21 protein-coding genes are annotated in these 19,667 nt (G+C 69.0%); 15 read left to right on the top strand and 6 right to left on the bottom strand.

The window, feature by feature from the left end:
• Positions 1 to 2: 2 nt before the first annotated feature.
• The 4 genes from C0481_RS00540 to C0481_RS00525 are packed head-to-tail and all read right to left on the bottom strand — an operon-like array spanning position 3 to position 2,873.
• Positions 3 to 797, bottom strand: a complete 795-nt coding sequence (locus C0481_RS00540; protein ID WP_293399395.1) for an SDR family NAD(P)-dependent oxidoreductase — start codon at positions 795 to 797, stop codon at positions 3 to 5.
• Positions 794 to 1,345, bottom strand: coding sequence for a carboxymuconolactone decarboxylase family protein (locus tag C0481_RS00535; RefSeq protein WP_293399392.1), 552 nt, complete (start codon positions 1,343 to 1,345; stop codon positions 794 to 796). The genes C0481_RS00540 and C0481_RS00535 overlap by 4 nt, the downstream gene beginning before the upstream one ends.
• 17 nt (positions 1,346 to 1,362) lie before the next feature.
• On the bottom strand, positions 1,363 to 2,349 hold the full coding sequence (locus C0481_RS00530) for a zinc-binding dehydrogenase (protein WP_293399389.1): 987 nt from the start codon (positions 2,347 to 2,349) through the stop codon (positions 1,363 to 1,365).
• Positions 2,346 to 2,873 carry a VOC family protein gene (locus C0481_RS00525; protein WP_293399386.1) on the bottom strand — a complete coding sequence of 176 codons (528 nt, stop codon included), beginning with the start codon at positions 2,871 to 2,873 and terminating at the stop codon, positions 2,346 to 2,348. The genes C0481_RS00530 and C0481_RS00525 overlap by 4 nt, the downstream gene beginning before the upstream one ends.
• Before the next feature lie 120 nt (positions 2,874 to 2,993).
• Between C0481_RS00525 and C0481_RS00520 the strand changes: the two genes are divergently transcribed.
• Positions 2,994 to 3,635 carry a TetR/AcrR family transcriptional regulator gene (locus C0481_RS00520; protein ID WP_293400022.1) on the top strand — a complete coding sequence of 214 codons (642 nt, stop codon included), beginning with the start codon at positions 2,994 to 2,996 and terminating at the stop codon, positions 3,633 to 3,635.
• 79 nt (positions 3,636 to 3,714) lie between these two features.
• Entirely contained in the window at positions 3,715 to 4,524 is an 810-nt protein-coding gene (locus C0481_RS00515) for a class I SAM-dependent methyltransferase (RefSeq protein WP_293399383.1), read from the top strand.
• 3 nt (positions 4,525 to 4,527) lie between these two features.
• Here C0481_RS00515 and C0481_RS00510 read toward each other — a convergent pair whose 3' ends face one another.
• The gene (locus C0481_RS00510; protein WP_293399381.1) at positions 4,528 to 5,124 is read right to left on the bottom strand and encodes a malonic semialdehyde reductase; all 597 of its coding nucleotides are present in this window, start codon (positions 5,122 to 5,124) and stop codon (positions 4,528 to 4,530) included.
• A complete protein-coding gene (locus C0481_RS00505) occupies positions 5,121 to 5,945 on the bottom strand; it encodes a LysR substrate-binding domain-containing protein (protein WP_293400019.1) in 825 nt (274 codons plus the stop codon). The genes C0481_RS00510 and C0481_RS00505 overlap by 4 nt, the downstream gene beginning before the upstream one ends.
• A 221-nt stretch (positions 5,946 to 6,166) precedes the next feature.
• On the opposite strand from C0481_RS00505, the gene C0481_RS00500 reads away from it, so the two are divergent.
• The 13 genes from C0481_RS00500 to C0481_RS00440 all read left to right on the top strand — a co-directional run bounded on the left by C0481_RS00500 (position 6,167) and on the right by C0481_RS00440 (position 19,667).
• Positions 6,167 to 6,892 carry an ABC transporter permease subunit gene (locus C0481_RS00500; protein ID WP_293400016.1) on the top strand — a complete coding sequence of 242 codons (726 nt, stop codon included), beginning with the start codon at positions 6,167 to 6,169 and terminating at the stop codon, positions 6,890 to 6,892.
• Positions 6,893 to 6,929: 37 nt separating this feature from the next.
• The gene (locus C0481_RS00495) at positions 6,930 to 7,721 is read left to right on the top strand and encodes an ABC transporter ATP-binding protein (RefSeq protein WP_293399379.1); all 792 of its coding nucleotides are present in this window, start codon (positions 6,930 to 6,932) and stop codon (positions 7,719 to 7,721) included.
• Entirely contained in the window at positions 7,718 to 8,878 is a 1,161-nt protein-coding gene (locus tag C0481_RS00490) for an acyl-CoA dehydrogenase family protein (RefSeq protein ID WP_293399377.1), read from the top strand. Before C0481_RS00495 ends, C0481_RS00490 begins: the two co-directional genes overlap by 4 nt.
• Before the next feature lie 31 nt (positions 8,879 to 8,909).
• Positions 8,910 to 10,013, top strand: a complete 1,104-nt coding sequence (locus C0481_RS00485) for an LLM class flavin-dependent oxidoreductase (RefSeq protein WP_293399375.1) — start codon at positions 8,910 to 8,912, stop codon at positions 10,011 to 10,013.
• A 2-nt stretch (positions 10,014 to 10,015) separates the two neighbouring features.
• Positions 10,016 to 10,966 (top strand): D-isomer specific 2-hydroxyacid dehydrogenase family protein, encoded by a 951-nt coding sequence (locus C0481_RS00480; protein WP_293399372.1) that lies wholly within the window; start codon positions 10,016 to 10,018, stop codon positions 10,964 to 10,966.
• 13 nt (positions 10,967 to 10,979) lie between these two features.
• Positions 10,980 to 11,822 (top strand): class II aldolase/adducin family protein, encoded by an 843-nt coding sequence (locus C0481_RS00475; protein ID WP_293399369.1) that lies wholly within the window; start codon positions 10,980 to 10,982, stop codon positions 11,820 to 11,822.
• Positions 11,822 to 12,790 carry an ABC transporter substrate-binding protein gene (locus tag C0481_RS00470; protein WP_293399367.1) on the top strand — a complete coding sequence of 323 codons (969 nt, stop codon included), beginning with the start codon at positions 11,822 to 11,824 and terminating at the stop codon, positions 12,788 to 12,790. The genes C0481_RS00475 and C0481_RS00470 overlap by 1 nt, the downstream gene beginning before the upstream one ends.
• A gap of 125 nt (positions 12,791 to 12,915) precedes the next feature.
• Positions 12,916 to 15,102 carry a TonB-dependent receptor gene (locus C0481_RS00465; RefSeq protein WP_293399364.1) on the top strand — a complete coding sequence of 729 codons (2,187 nt, stop codon included), beginning with the start codon at positions 12,916 to 12,918 and terminating at the stop codon, positions 15,100 to 15,102.
• Positions 15,099 to 15,686 carry a cysteine dioxygenase gene (locus tag C0481_RS00460; protein ID WP_293399362.1) on the top strand — a complete coding sequence of 196 codons (588 nt, stop codon included), beginning with the start codon at positions 15,099 to 15,101 and terminating at the stop codon, positions 15,684 to 15,686. The genes C0481_RS00465 and C0481_RS00460 overlap by 4 nt, the downstream gene beginning before the upstream one ends.
• A 3-nt stretch (positions 15,687 to 15,689) precedes the next feature.
• Complete coding sequence (locus tag C0481_RS00455) at positions 15,690 to 17,258, top strand: rhodanese-like domain-containing protein (RefSeq protein WP_293399359.1); 1,569 nt, start codon at positions 15,690 to 15,692, stop codon at positions 17,256 to 17,258.
• 8 nt (positions 17,259 to 17,266) lie between these two features.
• Positions 17,267 to 17,917, top strand: a complete 651-nt coding sequence (locus C0481_RS00450) for a glutathione S-transferase (protein ID WP_293399357.1) — start codon at positions 17,267 to 17,269, stop codon at positions 17,915 to 17,917.
• A gap of 101 nt (positions 17,918 to 18,018) precedes the next feature.
• The gene (locus tag C0481_RS00445) at positions 18,019 to 19,113 is read left to right on the top strand and encodes an LLM class flavin-dependent oxidoreductase (protein WP_293399354.1); all 1,095 of its coding nucleotides are present in this window, start codon (positions 18,019 to 18,021) and stop codon (positions 19,111 to 19,113) included.
• Positions 19,114 to 19,124: 11 nt separating this feature from the next.
• Entirely contained in the window at positions 19,125 to 19,667 is a 543-nt protein-coding gene (locus C0481_RS00440) for a flavin reductase family protein (protein ID WP_293399351.1), read from the top strand.

Below are 19,667 nucleotides of genomic sequence, written 5' to 3'. Positions count from 1 at the left end.
GCTTAGAAGAGCACCGCCCCGCCGCAAACGTTGAGCGCCTGACCGGTGATGCCGCGCGCCTGGTCCGAAGCGAGGAACCCAGCCATGTCGGCGATCTCCTCTGGGTCGAGCAACCGGCGCTGAATGCTCTTGGACGCCACCGCCTTCTTGATGAACTCGTCGCGCGTCATCCGGCTCTTGGGCAGCATGTGGTCGGTGATCTGGTCCATCATCGGAGTGTCCGTCGTCCCAGGGCACAAGGCGTTGGCGGTGATCCCGTTCTTGCCCAGGATCCCCAGTTCCAGCGCCAGCGCCTTGGTCAGGCCGATCACCCCGTGCTTGGAGGCCGCATAGTCGCTGTTCATCGCCGCCGGCAGCTTCCCGGAAATCGACGAGACGGTGATGATCCGGCCGCTGTCGCGCGCCAGCATGCCCGGCAGGAACGCCTTGATGCAGTAGAAGCCGGCGTTGAGGTTGACCTCGATCGTCTTGCGCCATTCCTCGACCGGCGTGTCGGTCAGGAAGGCGCGTGCGCCCATAACGCCGGCGCTGGTCACCAGGATGTCCGCCCGGCCGAATTCCGCCTCGACTGCTGCGGCCAGCTCGACCACCGCAGCAGCGTCGGTGACGTCCACCACGCGCGCCCCGCCCTTTCGCCCGAGAGCGCTGACCTCGTCGGCCACCGCCTGCGCCTGCGACGCGACATTGGAGACCACGACCACGTCGGCGCCGTCGCGCGCCAGCCGCAGGCTGATCGCCCGTCCGATGCCGGTGCCGCCGCCGGTGACGACGGCGACCTTGCCCGCCAGCCCGCTCACGCCTTCACCGCCTGGGCGCGGCGCCCGTCCGGCTTGGGGAACAGGTCATGCGGCTCGATTTCGACCTCGAAGACATTCAGGAAGTTGCTGACCAGCTGGTAGAAGCCGACGGTCATCACGAAGTCCGCAAAGCCGTTGACGTCGAGGATCTTCAGCCCCTCGTCCCGCTCGGCCGCGCTCAGCGTGTGGCGTTCCACCAGGGCGTCGGTCAGGCGCAGGATCGTGCGCTCGTCGTCCGATAGCGCCGACTGATCAGCGCCAAGAGCGCAGGCCGCCAGCTGTTCGTCGCTCAAACCCATCAGCCGGCCGATCTGTTCGTGCTGATGGACTTCGTAGGGAGAGTTGTAGAGCCGGCCGACCCGGACGATCGCCAGCTCACGCCAGGTCGCGGGCCACTTCTTGCTCCACATCGCCGCGTCGGCCAGGGCGGTGAAGCCTGGGGCCAGGTTCGGCGAGTGCATCAGCATCTTGTAGACGTTGGCGTCACGCTTGCCGGCCAGGATCTCCTTGAGCTCGGGCGACAGATTTTCGAGGTCGGGATAGTGCATCTTGGGCCTCCGGCCGCTCAGTCGATGGTCAGGACGATTTTTCCGAAGTGCCGATTGGCCGACATCTTCGCGAAGGCCGCCGGCGCGTCGGCCAGGTCAAAGCAGGCGTCGACGGGGATGGTCAGCCGTCCCGCGGCCAGGGCCGGGGCCAGTGCAGCGCGCGCCTTGCCAACCAGCTCGATCACTTCACGCCCGCTGCGGGTGCGGAAGGTGACGCCGACATAGGTGATCCGCCGCATCGAATGCAGGTCGAAGTCGACCTCGCCGCGTTCGCCGGCCATGCGGCCGACATTGACGATCCGGCCGCCGATCTTCGTAGCTCGCAGGGTGTCGTTGAACAGCGGCCCGGCCAGCATGTCGACGACGAGGTCGACGCCCTTGCCGTCGGTCGCCGCCAGCACCGCCTCGACCCAGCCCGGCTCGCTCGTCGACACCACGACGTCGGCCCCGAACTGCGGCAGACGCGCGGCCTTGTCGGGCGAGCTCGAGGTGCCGATCACCAGCCCAGCGCCCAGCTCGCGAGCGATCTGCAAGCCCATCAGCCCGACGCCCGAGCTTGCCCCCAGGATCAGCACGCTCTGCCCGGCCGCCAGCGCGCCATGCGTGGTGATGGCGTCGTGCATGGTCTGGATCGCCACCGGCATCGCCGCGGCTCGGGCGAAGTCGAGCCCCTCGGGGATCGCGTGGATCAGCGCCGAATGGCCCAGGGCATACTCAGCGAAGCCGCCGCCGCCCGCAGACATCACCTGATCGCCGATCTTCCAGCCGCTGACTCCCTCGCCGAGCGCTGCGATCTCGCCCGCCCACTCCAGGCCCAGCGGCGCACCCTTGCCGCCGACCGTGCCGTGCGAGGCCCCGCGCAGCATCGCCAGATCGGCTCTGTTCAGCGGCGCGGCGCGCACTCGCACCAGCACCTGGCCAGGTCCCGGCTCCGGCCGCGGCGCCTGCGCCAGCTTCGGACCTTCGGCCGACGGCAGCAGCGCGCGCATGGTCGGGCCGCTCACTTGATGATCCGGATCGGGTCGGTCCCGTCCCAGCCCTCGGCGACCTTGCGGATGTGCTCGAAGGTGCGGCCCTTCGTGCCGCTGATGTCGGAAATCTCGACGATGGTGCCCGGGTGCGCCTGGGTGTCGAAATAGGCGAAGCGGCCTTTCTCGCCGCCGATCGCGCCCTCGTGGCCGACGACGTAGCCCAGTCCCAGCGCCTTGTCGTAGAGCCCCTGATAGTCGTGGGTCCAGTAAGACATGTGCTGCAGGCCTTCGAGCCCTGCGTCCAGAAACTCCTTGTACATCGAGGGGGCGTCGTTGCGCTGCTGGATCAGCTCGATCTGCAGGTCGCCGGAATTGGCCAGCGCGATCGACATCTTCACGTCGGAGTCGACGCCGCGGTGCTTGAACCAGTCGGTCTTGACGTCCTCGATGTAGAACCAGGGGCCAACGCCCATGACGTCGATCCAGTGGTTCATGGCCGCCTGGATGTCGCGCACGACGTAACCGTTCTGGCAGACCTTCCCGAAAATCCGGCTCATGGTTCCTCCCTGGAGCTTGTCGCCGGCGGCTTACGCGCCGGTCCACGAACGATCGTTCGCCGCGTTGACGCAACTCGTAACGAACGTTCGTTCGTGTCACAAGGGCGATTGTTGAGCCGGGTGGTTTCAGCGTACGACCGGGCCATGCAGGTGATGGACAGAGCTGAGGAAGGCACGACGCGGCGGCGGATCATGGACGCCGCGCTGGAGCTGTTCGCCCAGCATGGTTTCGCCGGAACCTCGATGCGGATGCTGGCCCGGGCGGCGGGCCTGCGCGAGAGCAGCCTCTACAACCACTTCGCGGGCAAGGACGACCTCTACAACGCCCTGATCGCCCAATGGGGCCCGGCTGAATTCGTCCAGCGCCTGAAGAGCCCGGAATATCGCGCCCTGGCCGACGACCCGCCTGCCTTCTTCCGGCTCTGCGGTCGGCATCTGGTCGATCGCTGGATCGACCCGCGCGAGCACCGCTACATGGCGATGATCAGCAAGGAAGGCCCCGGCGGCCCCGGCCAACAGCGATTCAACGACGCCCTCTACCGCGAGGAGATCCAGCTGCTCGCCGACTACTGCGCCCACTTCGCGCAGGCGCACGGCTTGATCGCCCCAGACCCGCGCGAAACTGCGCGGATGTTCGCCGCCGGCCTGACCCTGATCCGCCGCGAGCACTTCACCACCACGACCGAGATGCCGCCGCGCCCGCAGGTCGACGCCGCCGTCGCGCGCTACATCGACAACTTCATCGGCACCGTCCTGCGCTGACCGGCCCTGCGGTGCACGCCTGATGGCGCGCGCGCTCCGAAGATAGTATCGAGAACGACGTTATCTCGGAGAGCGCCAGATGAATCCTAACAAGGCCCTGTGGGAGAAAGGCGACTTCACGCGCCTGGCTTCCACCATGCGTGAAAGCGGCGACGAAGTGGTCGCCGGCCTGGACGTCAAGGCGGGGATGGACGTCCTCGACCTCGGCTGCGGCGACGGCACCACCGCCCTGCCCTCAGCCCAGCGAGGCGCCAACGTGCTCGGCGTCGACATCGCATCCAACCTCGTGGCCGCCGGCCGCGAACGCGCCAAGGCCGCCGGCCTGTCAAACCTGCGCTTCGAGGAGGGCGACGCCTCCAACCTCGAAGGGATCGCCGACGACAGCTTCGACCTGGTGGTCAGCATGTTCGGGGCGATGTTCGCGCCGCGCCCGTTCGACGTCGCGCGCGAGATGGTCCGCGTCACCCGACCGGGGGGCCGCATCGTCATGGGTAATTGGATTCCCGGCGACCCGACCCTGATCGCCAAGATCCTGCAGACCAGCGCGGCTTATACGCCGCCGCCGCCGGAGGGCTTCATCAGCCCCGTCACCTGGGGGCTGGAGGACAATGTCCGCGACCGCTTCGGCCAGGCCGGCGTGCCGGCCGACCGGATCAGCTGCGAGCGGGCGACCTACACCTTCCGCCACCCGGGCTCGCCCGACAGCTTCCTGGCAGTGTTCCGCGACTACTACGGCCCGACCATGAACGCCTTCGCCGCCGCCAAGGACGACGGCCGCGAGGCGCAGCTGCAGTCGGAACTCTCAGCCCTGTTCGAAAGTCAGAACCGCGGCGACGCAGGACGCACCGAGATCCCCGCCACCTTCCTCAAGGTGACCGTGACCGCCTGACTCCTACTCGATCCGGCAGGCGTCTTCGAACAACAGCCTCGGCAGTCGGGCGAAGGCGCCGCTGTGGTCCGCGTAGCCGATGTTGCAGACGAAGTTGCTGACCAGCGAAGTCCCGGCGAAGAACTCGGCGTCAACGCCGGCATGGTCGAAACCGGACATCGGCCCGCAGTCCAGGCCCAGCGCGCGGGCGGCCAGCATCAGATATGCGCCCTGCAGCGTGCCATTGCGCAGCGCCGTGATCGCCGCCAGCTCGGGATCAGCGAACCACGCCTTGGCGCCGGGATTGTGCGGGAACAGCTCGGGGATCTTCTCGGCGAAGTTCAGATCATAGCCGATGATCGCAGTGACCGGGGCGGCCAGCGACTTGGCGCGGTTGGCGCTGGACAGGTGCGGCGCGAGCCGGGCCTTGGCCTGCGGCGTGACCAGGAACACGAACCGGGCTGGCGAGACGTTGGCCGAGGTCGGGCCGAGTTTAACGAGATCATAGAGTTGCCGCAGCAGGCTCTCGGGCACCGCCTCCGACGTCCAGGCGTTGGCCGACCTGGCGCTGCGGAACAGCTGATCGAGGGCGGGATCGGAAAGGGCGTCGTGTTCGCTCATAGTTTCAGGACCGCGGTTTGCATGAGATCGGCTAGTCGAGAGATCGTCTGGTGCGGCTCATGCCGCGTATGGCTCGCGTAGCCGACCGCCGGCAGCGCCGGCAGGCCGACGCCCTCGAGCGTCCGGTCGGAGAACATCTCGGTGCGGCAGGTGACGCCCAGTCCCGCGGTCACCGCCGCGCGCAGCACCGACAGGCTCGGGGTCTCGAGCACCACCCGATACGGCCGGCCGGCGGCCTTCAGCGCCGCCAGCGCCGCATCGCGGAAGCGGCAAGGCTCCTCTAGAATCGCCAACGGCAGCACCTCCTGCTCGAGCAGCGCCGCATCGCCCATCCAGATCGTCGGCGCGACGCGCACGGCCGACGGGTCATCGCCGGCCCCCATGCACAGCACCACGTCCAGGCGGTCGGACTTCAGCAGCTCCAGCAGTTCCTGCGACCCGCCCACCCGCACCTGCAGCTGGACGTCGGGGTTCAGCTGGGCGAACTGCGCCAGCACGCCCGACAGCAGCGTCTCGGCGAAGTCCTGCACCAAGCCCACGCGGGCCGGCCCCGCCAAAGCTCCGCCGGTCAGGGCGGCCACCGCGCGGTCGTTGGTGGCCAGCATTTCGCGCGCGAAGCCCAGCAGGCTCTGACCGACCGGCGTCAGCACCAGACGGCGGCCGTCGCGGTGGAACAACGGCGCCTGGACCGCCTCCTCCAGCCGCTTCATCTGCAGGCTCAGCGCCGACTGGGTGACATAGACCCGCTCGGTCGCGCGCAGCATCGATCCGGAATCCACGATGGCGGCGAAGCTTCGCAGCAGCTCGGTCGGCAAGTTCACAGCCAAGGGCTTACCTATGAGTTTCTCTGATAGCTCAGTTGAATATAAGTCTATTGAGTTGATAGGAATTAATGGGCTTTCTGACGAAACGCCAAGCGGAATTTTCCCTTGTGCGGCAAACGTTCGGAGCCTTTTCAGTGTCTCTATCGACCGCCGCCAGAAAACCTATCGAGCTTCGCCTGCCACGGCTGAGCATTAGCAATGCTCGTTGGTTGTCGCCGGTGCTGCTGCTGCTGTTGTGGGAGTTGGGCTCGCGCACCGGGGTCATTCCGCCGCGCATCCTGGCTGCGCCCTCGACAGTCATCGGCGCGCTCTGGGAGCTGACGATCAGCGGCGAACTGCCGTCGAACCTGCTGGTCTCGCTGGCGCGCGCCAGCGTCGGCCTGGCGATCGGCGTGGTGGCCGGAACCGCCCTGGCGCTGATCGCCGGACTGTCGCGCGCAGGCGAGACGGCGGTCGATCCGCTGATGCAGATCAAGCGCACGATCCCCAGCCTGGCCCTCACCCCGCTGTTCATCGTCTGGTTCGGGATCGGCGAGGCGCCGAAGATCACCCTGATCGCCGTGGCGACGGTGTTCCCGATCTACCTCAACCTGTTCTCCGGCATCCGCGGCGTCGACGTCCGACTGGTCGAGGCCGCGCGCAGCTTCGGCCTGAGCCCGGCCCAGCAGATCACTCAGGTGATCCTGCCCGGCGCCCTGCCCTCGTTCCTGGTCGGCCTGCGCTACTCCATGGGCGTCGCGCTGCTGGTCCTCGTCGTCGCCGAGCAGATCAACGCCTCCGCCGGGCTCGGCCACCTGATCAACAACGCCCGGGACTTCATGCGCACCGACATCATCGTCGTCTGCCTGCTGGTCTACGCCCTGCTGGGCCTGACCGCCGACCTCATCGTCCGCACCGTCGAGCAACGCGCGCTCGCCTGGCGGCCGGCCCTCATCAAATCCTGAGCCTCGGCTCCGACCTCCGCACGAAAGGCCGCGACCCGTGTCCATCTCGCCTCTTCGCTCCGCCGCCACGCACGACCGCGAACCGGTCGTCCGGGTTCGCGGCTTCACCCGCCGGTTCGGCGACACCGTGGTCCTGAAAGACCTCGACCTCGACATCGCCCCGGGCGAGTTCGTCGCCCTGCTGGGCCGCAGCGGGTCGGGCAAGACCACGCTGCTGCGCACGCTCGCCGGGCTCGACCCCGCGCCCGGCCAGGACGTCGTCACCCCGGCGGCCCGCGCCGTCGTGTTCCAGGACGCCCGGCTGCTGCCCTGGAAGCGGGTGTGGCGCAACGTGGCCCTGGGCCTCAAAGGCAAGGACGTCCGCGCCCGCGCCGAGGCCGCGCTCGGCGAGGTCGGCCTCGATCACCGGCTGGATGTCTGGCCGGCGACGCTGTCCGGCGGCGAGAGCCAGCGCGTGTCTCTGGCCCGCGCCCTGATCCGCGAGCCCGGCCTGCTGCTGCTCGACGAGCCGTTCGCCGCCCTCGACGCCCTGACCCGGCTGCGGATGCACGAGCTGGTGCTGTCGCTGTGGCGCAAACATGCCCCGGCGGTGCTGCTGGTCACCCACGACGTCGACGAGGCCATCGCCCTCGCCGACCGCGTGCTGGTGCTCGATCACGGCCAGATCGCCGCCGAGGAGGTGATCGCCCTGCCCCGCCCGCGCGAGGCCGACGCCGCCTTCCAAGCCGTCCGCCAGCGGCTGCTCGGGCATCTGGGCGTGCAGAACCTGCGTCCGGTCGCCCAAGAGGGCGCGCTGATCTCGTTCCCGAGCGGCGAGGTGGTCGCGTGAGCGCGCTTGCCGCCACGGCGATCGCGCCGGACCAGGATCTCGACGCCCTGCTGCCCGAGCTCACCGCGGCCTTCGCGGCCGGGGCCGAGCAGCATGATCGCGACTCCAGCTTCCCGTTCGAGAACTTCGCGCGGCTGCATCAGGAGCAGTTGCTGGCGCTGACCGCCCCGGCCCGCTTCGGCGGCCGCGCGGCCGACCTGCCGACGACGTTGAAGGTGGTCGCGGCCGTGGCGAGAGGAGAGCCCGCCACCGCCCTGGTGCTGACGATGCAGTACCTGTTCCACGCGTCGCTCGACGGCCGCGCGGGCTTCACCGACGACCTCAAGGCCAAGGTGGTCCGCGACGCCGTCGAGAATGGCGCGCTGATCAACGCCCTGCGGGTCGAGCCCGATCTCGGCACCCCCGCGCGGGGCGGCCTCCCCGCGACCGTGGCGCGGCGCACGGCCGATGGCTGGAGCCTGTCTGGACGCAAGATCTACTCGACTGGCTCGCCGGCCCTGACCTGGATGATCGTCTGGGCGCGCACCGACGAGGACGAGCCCCGCGTCGGAGGCTTCCTTGTGCACAAGGACGCCCCCGGCCGACGGATCGAAGAGACCTGGGACCACACCGGCCTGCGCGCCAGCGGCAGCCACGACGTGATCTTCGAGGCTGCCCCGATCCCCGAGCACCATGCGTTGTCGCCGCGGCCGCCAAGCTCGCCGCAGCCGCCGGACCCCGCCATGGCCGTCTGGTCGCCGGTGCTCACCGCCGCGATCTACGACGCCGCCGCCCGCTCGGCCCGCGACTGGTTCGTGCATTTCGTCGTCGACCGCAAGCCGGCCAATCTGGGCGCGTCGCTGGCCACCCTGCCGCGCTTCCAGGAACTAGTCGGCGAGATCGACGGCCTGCTGCTGCAGAACCGCGTGCTGCTCGACTCCGCCGCCGAGGGCAGGCTGGGCGCGCCGTACGGCGGCCTGGTCAAGCACCTGGTCACCGAGAACGCCATCGCCGCCGTCGAGAAGGCCATCGCCGCCAGCGGCAATCCCGGCCTCTCGCGTCACAACCCGCTGCAGCGCCACTACCGCGACGTCCTCTGCGGCCGCGTCCACACGCCCCAGGCCGACGTCGTCCTGGCCGGCGCCGGCAAGGCGGCCTTCGCCGCGCTCGCCCGCTGATCCCTTCCCCTCCCTCCCCGGAGCACTCCCCATGACCGATACGCCCGACCTTGAGATCCTGGGCCTGATCTCGACCCAGTACGCGTCCGAGACCCACCCGGCGAAGAGCGGCCTGATCGACAAGGCCTACCTCGCCGCCCACGCCAAGGCCCATGAGTACGCCGGCTTCGACCGCGTGCTGATCGGCTACAACTCGGCCTCGCCCGACGGCTTCCAGGTCGCAGCCTACGCCGCCCAACAGACCGAGAAGCTGAAGTTCCTGCTCGCCCATCGTCCGGGCGTGACGTCCCCAACCGTGGCCGCCCGGCAGCTGGCGACGCTGGACCATCTCAGCGATGGGCGCTTGGCGGTGCACATCATCACCGGCGGCTCGGACGAGGAGCAGCAGCGCGACGGCGACTTCCTGACCAAGGAGGAGCGCTACGCCCGCACCGACGACTACATCACCGTCCTCAAGAAGGCCTGGACCAGCAACGGCCCCTTCGACCACGACGGCCCGCATTACCGGGTGAAGGGCGCGCCGGCGGCTGTGAAGACCCTGCAGCAGCCGCACCTGCCGGTGTTCTTCGGCGGCTCTTCGGACGAGGCGCTCGAGATCGCCGGCCGCCAGGCCGACGTCTACGCGCTGTTCGGCGAGACGGTTGAGCAGGTCCGCGAAATCGTCGGACGCGTCCGGGCCGCGGCCGCGCAAAACGGCCGCGAGATCAAGTTCTCGCTGTCGCTGCGCCCGATCCTGGGCCGCACCGAGGAAGACGCCTGGGCCCGCGCCGAGCGGATCCTGGAGGACGCCAAGGCGCTGAAGGCCGCCGGCGGCGGGGCGCCGACCCGCTACGCCACCGCGCGCGGCGGCCAGCGCCTGCTGGAGGCCGCGGCCGGCGGCAAGGTGCGCGACAAGCGGCTCTGGACCGAGATCGCCGCCCTGACCGGCGCGCAGGGCAATTCCACCTCGCTGGTCGGCACGCCCGAGCAGGTCGTCGACTCCCTGCTCGACTACTACGACCTCGGGATCACCAAGTTCCTGTTCCGCGGCTTCGACCCGCTGGAGGACGCGATCGAGTACGGCCGCGAACTGCTGCCGCAGCTGCGCGCGGCGGTGGCCCAGCGCGGCGCGCCGAAAATCCTGGCGGCCGAATAGCCATGAGCCGGCTCGTCGTCGCCAGCCAGCTGAACGAGGCGTTCAACACCGCCTTCGCCGAACAGCTTCCCGACGTGGACATCGTCGGGGTTCCAGTCGGAACCCCGGCGGGCCTGCCGCGCGAGGCCCAGGTGCTGATCGCCGCGCCCTTCCGCAAGGCCGGCGGCTCGCTGCCGGTCGCCCCGCCGCCGGGATGGCCGTTCAATGTGAAGTGGGTGCAGCTCGTCTCGGTCGGCATCGACTTCTATCCGGAGTGGCTGTTCGACGGTCCTGCGGTGACCTCAGCGCGCGGGTCGTCGGCGGTGGCCCTGGCCGAGTTCGCCCTGGCTGCGATCTTCGCCGAGGCCAAGCGCCTGCCGGAGATCTGGATCGACAGGTTCGAGCAATGGGCGCCGACCCCGCTCAGCCTCGTCGCCGGCAAGACCCTTGGCCTGGTCGGCTTTGGCTCGATCGGCGAGGCCCTCGCCCCGCGCGCCCAGGCGCTGGGGCTGGACGTGGTCGCGGTCCGCCGTTCCACCGCCCCAATCGGCGTCCCCGGCGTCGAGCAGTTGCAGGACCTTGGCGATCTGTTCGCCCGCTCGGACTATGTCGTGCTGGCCGCACCGGCGACGCCGGAAACCGTCGGCCTGATCGGCCCCGAGGTGCTGGCCCGCGCCAAGCCCGGCCTGCACCTGATCAACATCGCCCGCGGCGCCCTGATCAACGACGCCGCGCTGCTGGAGGCGCTGGACGACGGCCGGGTGGCGCGCGCCAGTCTCGACGTCACCCACCCCGAGCCGCTGCCCTTCAATCACCGCTACTACAATCACCCGAAGGTCCGGCTCTCGCCGCACACTTCGGTCCACACCCCCGACACCCGGCGCAACCTCGCCGCCCAGTTCGCCGCCAACCTCGCTCGGTTCCGCGAGGGCGCGCCGCTGGCCGACCTGGTCGACACCGTCCGCGGCTATTGAGCCAGGAGCCCGCATGAACCTGCCCCTTCAGCGCCCCTTGCGGGCGTCCCATCCGGACAAGATCGAGACGGCCCTGCCCGAGCGCGCGTTCGGCGCGCCCGGCGTCGTGCCCCAGCAGCCGACGCTGGAAGCCGAGCGCCTTTATCGCAAGCAGCGGCTGGCCGCTGGCTACCGACTGTTTGCGCGCAACGGTTTCGACATGGGCGGCGCCGGCCATATCACCGCCCGCGATCCCGAGCATCCCGACCATTTCTGGGTCAATCCGGCGGGTGTCCACTTCAGCCGGATCACCGTCTCGGACCTGATGCTGGTCAGCCATGAGGGCGAGATCGTCCAGCCGCCGGCCCACGCCAAGCCGCGCCTGAACCGCGCGGCCTTCGCCATTCACTCCGAGCTGCACAAGGCTCGGCCCGACGTGATCGCCGCCGCCCACTCGCACTCCCTGTATGGCAAGGCCTGGTCGGCGCTCGGCCGCCTGCTCGACCCGCTGACCCAGGACGCCGCGGCCTTCTACGACGACCATTCGCTCTTCGAGGAGTTCTCCGGCGTCGTGCTCGACACCAGCGAGGGCGAAAAGATCGCCGAGGCGCTCGGCCCCCGCAAGGCGGTGATCCTGCAGAACCACGGCATCCTGACCGTCGGCCAAAGCGTCGAGGCGGCGGTCTGGCGCTACTTGGCCATGGAAAACGCCTGCCAGGTGCAGTTGCTGGCCGAGGCGGCCGGTCAGACCCGGCCTATGCCCCCCGAAGTCGCCCGCCACACCGCCGGCCAGGTCGGCAGCGAGGTCGGCGGGATCTACGCCTTCCAGCCCTACTGGGACGTGGTCAGCGAAGAAGAGCCGGACCTGTTCGACTGATGAGCGTGACCAGCTTTTCGCGCCGCGGGCTGCTGGCGGCCGGCGCGGCGCTGGCCGCCTGCGCGCCGCGCGGCGCAGCCTCGGCCGACGTGCTGCGCGTGGCCACCTACAAGGGCGGCGTGCATCACCTGCTGCAGGCGGCCGGTCTCGATCAGACGCCCTACAAGGTCCAGTGGGCCGAGTTCGCCGGCGGCAACCTGATCACCGAGGCCATCGATGCGCGCGCCATCGACATCGGCTCAATGAGCGAGATCCCGCCCGTCTTCGTGGCTGGCCGGCCCACTCATCTGCGCTTGGTCGCGGTGCAGAAGGGCGACGTCAATTCGCAGGTGACGCTGGTCCCCAAGGACTCGCCGATCCGCACCCCGGCTGATCTCAAGGGCAAGCGCATCGGCTATGTCCGCGCCACGACCGCGCAGTACTTCCTCGTGCGGCTGCTGGCCGAGCAGGGCCTGACCCTGGCCGACGTCTCGCCGATCGCGCTCTCGCCGCAGGACGGGCTGTCAGCCTTCAGCCAAGGATCGCTCGACGCCTGGGTCATCTATGGGGTGCAGGGCAACCTCGCCCGCTCTCAGCTCGGCGCACGGGTGCTGACCACCGGGCTTGGCCGGCTGTCTGGCAACTACCTGCACGCCGCCCTCGACGAGGCCCTCCTCGACCCGCCACGCCGCGCCGCGATCGTCGACCACCTGCAGCGCGTGCGCCGCGCCTACGACTGGGCCGACGCCAACCCATCGCTCTGGGCCGCGGCCCAGTCCAAGGCCACCGGCGTGCCCGTCGCGGTCTACGAGCAACAGCACCGAGAGCGCAGCGCCCGGACAGAGCTCGCCCCCGTCAACGAGGAAGCGATCGCCTCGCAGCAGACAGTCGCAGATGTCTTCGCCCAGATCGGCGCGATCCCCGCCAAAGTCGACGTCAGCAAACTCTGGACTCAAGACCTGAATACCGACCTCGCCCCCAAGTATTGAATATTCATGATCTATAGTATTCGCCATCTCGATAATAGATCACCTATACGCAAAAACAGCTAATGTACGTTGCCGCGCTTCACTCGAAGCTATTCAACGCCCTCATCTCAACACGGGGCGTCAGAATGCTTTGGAAACCTGAACATCGAAATCCGCGGCCGGCGCTGCTCGCCTCGGTCGCGCTGGCCGGCGCGGTCGCCTGGTCCGGAAGCGCGGCCGCGGAGGACGCCGCTGCAGACGCGCCGTCGGTGGAGGAACTGATCGTCACCGCCGAGCGGCGCGCGACCAACCTCCAGGAGACCCCGATCGCGATCTCCGCCTTCAGCGCCCAGACGCTGGCGGACCGCAAGATCGACAACATCCGCGATCTGGCCGGCTCGGTGCCGAACCTTTCGGTGAGCCGGGTCACGATCAGCCACACGACCCAGACCTATTCGCTGCGCGGCGTCGGCGAGAGCGATCCGATCCAGGAGCCGGTGCTCGCCGTCTATGTCGACGACGTCTACATCCCACGCCAGATCGGCTCGATGGTCGAGTTCAACGACCTGGAGCGGATCGAGGTGCTGCGCGGTCCGCAGGGCACGCTTTATGGCCGCAACTCCAGCGCCGGCGCCCTGCGCATCATCACCCGCGATCCCGGCCGCGACCTGCGGCTGAAGGGCGAAGTGGGGCTAGGCAACTACGGCGCGGTCGATGTCCGCGCCCTGGTCGAGGGGCCGCTCACTGACACGCTGTCGGGCAGCTTCTCCTATATCCACCACAAGCGCGACGGCGTCACCGACGACCCGACCCTCGGCCACGACGTCAACCGTATCAACCTTGACGCCTACCGCGCCAAGCTGCGCTGGACGCCTAATGATCGGCTGGACGCGCTGCTGACCATCAACGCCCTGCGCGACCGCAGCGACACACGTTCCTACATCCCGGTCCGCCAGCCGGGCGGCGTCTTCGACAAGACCAAGTCCTATTCCGAGGTCCCGCCGACCCAGGACCTCGACCAGATCTCCGGCTCGTTGCGGATCACCTACGACCTCTCAGACCGCCTGCAACTGAAGTCGATCAGCGCCTACGGCGGCTTCAACCTCAACCCCGTGAACTACGACAACGACGGGGAAGCAGCCCTCATCCAGAAGAACCTGATCCACTACAACGATCAGTACTACACCCAGGAAATCCAGCTGAACGGCGACTACGGCGCGGTCACCTTCACCACCGGGCTCTTCTATCTGCACGAGCGCTTCTTCGTGGAGCGCGACGGCTACAGCCGCCGCAACGCCCTGAACACCGACCCGGTCACGACGCCGGGCAACTACAACTTCCTACGCGCCCACAACGTCACCAACACGGACGCCTATGCGGTGTTCGGCGAGGCGACCTGGAGCGTCAGCGACAAGCTGAAGCTGACCGGCGGCCTGCGCTGGACCAACGAAGAGAAGACCTTCACCTTCGACAACGCCGTGCTGAACCTGGCCGGCCAGGTCGTCGCCCCCTCGATCAAGGGCGAGGCTCAGAAGATCTGGTCGGCGATCACGCCGAAGCTGTCGGTGCAGTACGCCTGGACGCCGGACGTGCTCGGCTACCTGACCTATTCCAAGGGCTTCAAGTCGGGCGGCTTCGACAACCGCGCCACGCGCCTCGACCTCGCCACCCTGCCCTTCGCGCCCGAGGACGTGATCACCTACGAGGCGGGCCTCAAGAGCGAGTGGCTCGACCACCGCCTGCGGGCAAACCTGGCGGTGTTCTACAACGACTACCAGAACCTGCAGGTGGCCTTCTACGACCCGGCCTATGTCGGCAGCCGCCGCGGCAACGCCGGCCAGGCGCACAGCTATGGCGTTGAACTGGAGACCGACGCGCGGCTCAGCGAGCAGCTCTCAGCCCAGTTCTCGGCCGGCTACCTGTTTGCGATCTACGACGAGTACAAGGGCGCCGGCGGGGCCGGGGTCGACGCCGACGGCAATCGGCTGACCAACTCGCCGCGCTGGAGCCTGTCTGGCGGCCTGACCTGGGATGTGCCGGTCGATATCCCTGGTGCGCTGCGGCTGGGCGTCAACGCCCAGTACCAGACCAAGACCTACTCGAACGCGATCCCCTCGCCCGGGGGCCAGCACACGATCCCGGCCCAGGGCTTCCTGAACGCCGTCGCGACCTGGACGTCGCCCGATCCACGTTGGTCGCTGGTGCTTTCGGGCCGCAACCTGCTGGACTCTGACAAGCCAGTGAGCGCCACCTACACGCCCAGCACCGGGGTCTACTACCAGAACTTCCCCGACCCGCGGACCGTCCTCCTGACGCTGAGGTACGCCCTGTGAACCTTCCCCGCCTCCGCACCTTCGTCTCCGACATCGCCGCACTCCTGGACGCAAACGCGGCCGAGGCGCAGGTGCTGGAGGCGGGGAAGACCCTGCTGGCCGACTTGGTCGCCCACGACGACTGGTTGCCGGACGCCTTCGCCCAGTCCAATCCCGAGCGCTACAGCCAACACCTGCTGCATTGCGACAGCCGCCAGCGGTTCTCGATCGTCAGCTTTGTGTGGGGTCCCGGACAGCAGACCCCGGTCCACGATCACACCGTCTGGGGTCTGGTCGGCGTCCTGCGCGGCGCCGAGATCTCCCAGGCTTTCGAGCGGGGACCGGACGGCCTGCTCGCGCCCCACGGCCCGCCGCACCGGCTGGAGCCCGGCGAGGTTGAGACCGTGTCCCCGACCATCGGCGACATCCACCAGGTGTCCAACGCCTTTGACGACCGCGACTCCGTCAGCATCCACGTCTACGGCGCCAACATCGGCGCGGTGCGGCGCTCGACCTACGACGCCGAAGGGCGGCCCAAGCCCTTCATCTCCGGTTACTCCAACAGCGTGCTGCCCAATCTCTGGGACGCCTCCAAGAGCCTCTGAAGCATGATCTCGGAAACCTCACCCGCCGACGTTCGCCTGGACTGGATCGCCCGCCGCGAGGTGGCGCTGATCGACCTGCGCGAGGAAGACCCCTTCGCCAAGGACCATCCGCTGTTCGCCGCCCAACTGCCGCTCAGCCGGCTGGAGCTGGAGATCCTCGACCGGGTTCCGCGGCGCGCCACCAAGATCGTGCTCTACGACAACGACGAAGGCCTGGTTCCTAAGGCGGCCGAGCGGCTGCGCGCCCTCGGCTACACCCAGGTCTCGGCTCTGGCCGGCGGCCTTGCCGGCTGGCGCCAGGCCGGCCTGGAGCTTTTCCAGGACGTCAATTCGGCCAGCAAGGCCTTCGGCGAGCTGGTCGAGAGCCGGCGGCACACGCCCTCGGTCCCCGCCCCCGACGCCAAGGCGTTGATCGAACAGGAACAAAACCTGGTCGTCCTCGATGCGCGCCGGTTCGAGGAATACAACACCATGAGCATCCCGCGCGGCGTCAGCGTGCCGGGCGCAGAACTGGTGCTGCGAGCGCGCGAGATCGCGCCCGATCCCTCGACCACCATCATCGTCAACTGCGCCGGCCGCACCCGCAGCATCATCGGCGCCCAGTCGCTGATCAACGCCGGCCTGCCCAACAAGGTCTTCGCCCTGCGCAACGGCACCATCGGCTGGACGCTGGCCGGCCAGACCCTGGAACATGGTCGCCAGGATCGCTTCCCGGAGGTCTCCGAGGGCCGCGCCGGCGAGGCGCTGAAGGCCGCGCAGGCGGTGTCCTACCGCGCCGGGGTCAAGGTGATCGACGTGCGCGGGCTGGAGATCCTGGGACGCGATGCGGCCCGCACCCTCTACCGCTTCGACGTGCGCCCGCCCGAGGACTACGCAAGCGGCCACATTCCGGGGTTCCGCAGCGCCCCCGGCGGCCAGCTGGTGCAGGAGACCGACGTCTTCGCCCCAGTCCGCGGTGCGCGGATCGTGCTGGCCGACGACCGTGGCGTGCGGGCCCACATGAGCGCCTCCTGGCTCGCCCAGATGGGCTGGGGGGTCTACGTGCTGGACGGCGGTTTCGACGGGGAGCTGGCCAAGGGCCCCTGGCGCGCCGCCGCCCCAGCGTTGCCCGACACCCCGACCCTGACCGCCGCCGAACTCCATGCCCGCCTCGGCGAGGTGACCGTCATCGACCTGGCCCCCAGCCCGGCCTATCGCCGCGGCCACATCCCCGGCGCCTGGTTCGCGATCCGCAGCCGCCTGGAGGCGGCGCTGACACAGCTGCCGCAAGACCGCGAACTCGTATTGACCTCGCCGGACGGAGCTCTGGCCCGCCTCGCGGCCGACGATCTGGGCGCGCTCACCGGCCGCACGCCGGCGGTGCTGGAAGGCGGTACGGCCGCGTGGATCGTCGGACGCCTGCCGCTCGAAGACGGATTCACTCAAGCCGCTAGCGCCCCCGAAGACGTCTATCGCCGTCCCTACGAAGGCACCGACAACGCCGCCGAGGCCATGCAGGCCTATCTCGACTGGGAATTCGGCCTGGTCGACCAACTGGCGCGCGACGGCGCGCACGGCTTTTACGTCATCTGAGGTCCGCCATGTCGCTCACGCTCTACTTCGCCGGCGGTTCCTGCTCCCTGCCCGCTCTCGTGGGTCTGGAGGAGGCGCGCGCCAACTTCGACGCCGTCCGCCTCGTGCTCGCCGAGGGCGATCAGCGCTCGGCCGAGTACTTGGCCCTGCACCCGCGCGGCCGCGTCCCGGCCCTGGCGATCGACGGCCAAGCGATCGGCGAGAACGCCGCGGTGCTCACGCTGATCGCCCAGGCCTATCCTTCCGCTCGGTTGCTCCCGGCCGGCGACCTGATCGCCGTCGGCCGCGCCTATGAGCTGATCGGTTGGTTCTCCAGTTCGGTGCATGTCTCGTTCGCCCAAGTGTTCCGGCCCGAGCGTTTCACCCGCGACGAGGCCGCCTGGCCCGCGCTCCGCGCCGGCGGCCGCGAGAACGTGCTGTCCGCCTTCGCCGAGCTGGACGAACGGCTGTCGCACGGCGGGCCCTGGCTGCTCGGCGAGACCTTCAGCCTGCTCGATCCCTATGCCCTGGTCTTCCATCGCTGGGCGCCGCGGCTCGACATTACGACCTCAGATTTCCCAGCTTTCGACACCCATGCTCGGCGGACCCTGGCGCGGCCGTCCGTAGGCCGGGCCATCGCCCGCGAAACCTCGCCCGACCGGCTGCTGGTCCGCGCCTGACTTCAGCGTCGCTGATAGGGCCGATGAGAACAATTCGTTCCTGATCCGGCAATTCCCAGCACTACACTCGGAATTGAAGAACACCCTGATCGGAGACCGGCATGCCCGTCGAATTCATCGGCTACATCGGCGCCAACCATTCATCGGAAATCCATCCGCCCAAAGGGCCGGTACTGGATGTCGCCTATGTCGAGGAGGTCGCCAAGGCCCACGACGCCGGCGGCTTCGATCGGGCCCTGGTGGCCTTCGGTTCGACCTCGCCCGAAAGCGTCGGGATCGTCCAGCACGCGGCCAGCGTAACCGAGAAGCTGGGCTTCATGATCGCCCACCGTCCGGGCTTCACCGCCCCGACCATCGCCGCGCGCCAGCTCGCCACCCTCGACCACTTCAGCAAGGGGCGGATTGCGGTCCACATCATCACCGGCGGCGCCGATGACGAGATGAAGAAGGACGGCGACCACCTGACCAAGGCCCAGCGCTACGCGCGCACCAGCGAGTACCTGGACATCGTCCGGCAGGAATGGACCAGCGAAAAGCCCTTCGACTACAAGGGCGACTACTACGACGTCGTCCAGGCGTACGGCGCGGTGAAGCCGCTGCAGAAGCCGCACATTCCAATCTATTTCGGCGGCTCGTCGGACGAGGCCATTCCAGTGGCCGGCAAGCACGCCGACATCTTCGCGCTGTGGGGCGAGAGCCAGGCCCAGGTGCGCGAGACCATCGCCCGCGTCCGCGCCGCTGCGGCCAAGCACGGCCGCGACGTCCGCTTCTCGTTGTCGCTGCGTCCCGTCATCGCCGGCACCGAAGAGGCGGCCTGGAAACGCGCCGACGACATCGTCGCGCGCACCATCGAATTGCGGAAGGCCGCCGGCCTGGCGACCGAGGGCCACGCCCCGCCGAACGTCGGAGCCCAGCGCCTGTTGCAGGCCGCCGCCCAGGGCCACCGGATCGACAAGCGTCTGTGGACCGGCGTCGCCGCCGTCACCGGCGCGTCCGGCAACTCCACGGGCTTGGTCGGCACGCCCGAACAGGTGGCCGAAGGCCTGCTCGACTACTACGACCTCGGCGTCAGCACCTTCCTGATCCGCGGCTTCGACCCGCTGGACGACGCCAAGGCCTATGGCGCCGAATTGCTGCCTCTCGTCCGCCAGCTCGTCGCCGAACGCGACGCGCGGGCCGCCGCGGTCGCCAGTTAAGGGGTCGCGCCATGGCCGACGGTAGCGTGCGGGCGGCGAGCGCCGCCGAGGGGACCTGCGATGTCGTCCGGCTCTGGCCGCCGGTGGACGAGGCCGCGTTCCGCGACGGGCTGGCCAAGCTTGCCTCGGGCGTGGCGGTCGTCGCCTGCTGGACGCCAGAGGGTCCGCGCGGGCTGCTGGTCAGCTCGCTGACCGGCCTCTCCAGCGATCCGCCGCGAATTCTGTTTTGCGTGCGCAAGGCGGCCAGCGCCCACCAGGCGCTGCTGCACGCCGACGCTGTCAGCCTGTCGATCCTGGCCGACGACGACCAGGCTGAGGCCGAGCGCTTCTCCCGCCCGGACCGCGCCGGCGAGCGCTTCGCGGCCGATCGCTGGGCCCTGCAGCCGCAATCGCCGCCGGCCTATCGCCAAGCGCTGGTTTCGCTGGCCGGCCCGGTCTGCTGCCGTATCGACGCGGCGAGCCACACGGTCTTCATTCTGGACGTCAGCGACGCCAGGACCCAGGGCGGCGCTCCCCTGCTCTACTTCGAGCGCGGCTTCCACCAATTGGCGTAG

This window comes from Phenylobacterium sp., from assembly GCF_013822795.1.
Lineage (GTDB): Bacteria > Pseudomonadota > Alphaproteobacteria > Caulobacterales > Caulobacteraceae > Phenylobacterium.
Note: the sequence above shows the minus strand (reverse complement) of the source record. Positions and strands in the feature narration are given on the sequence as shown.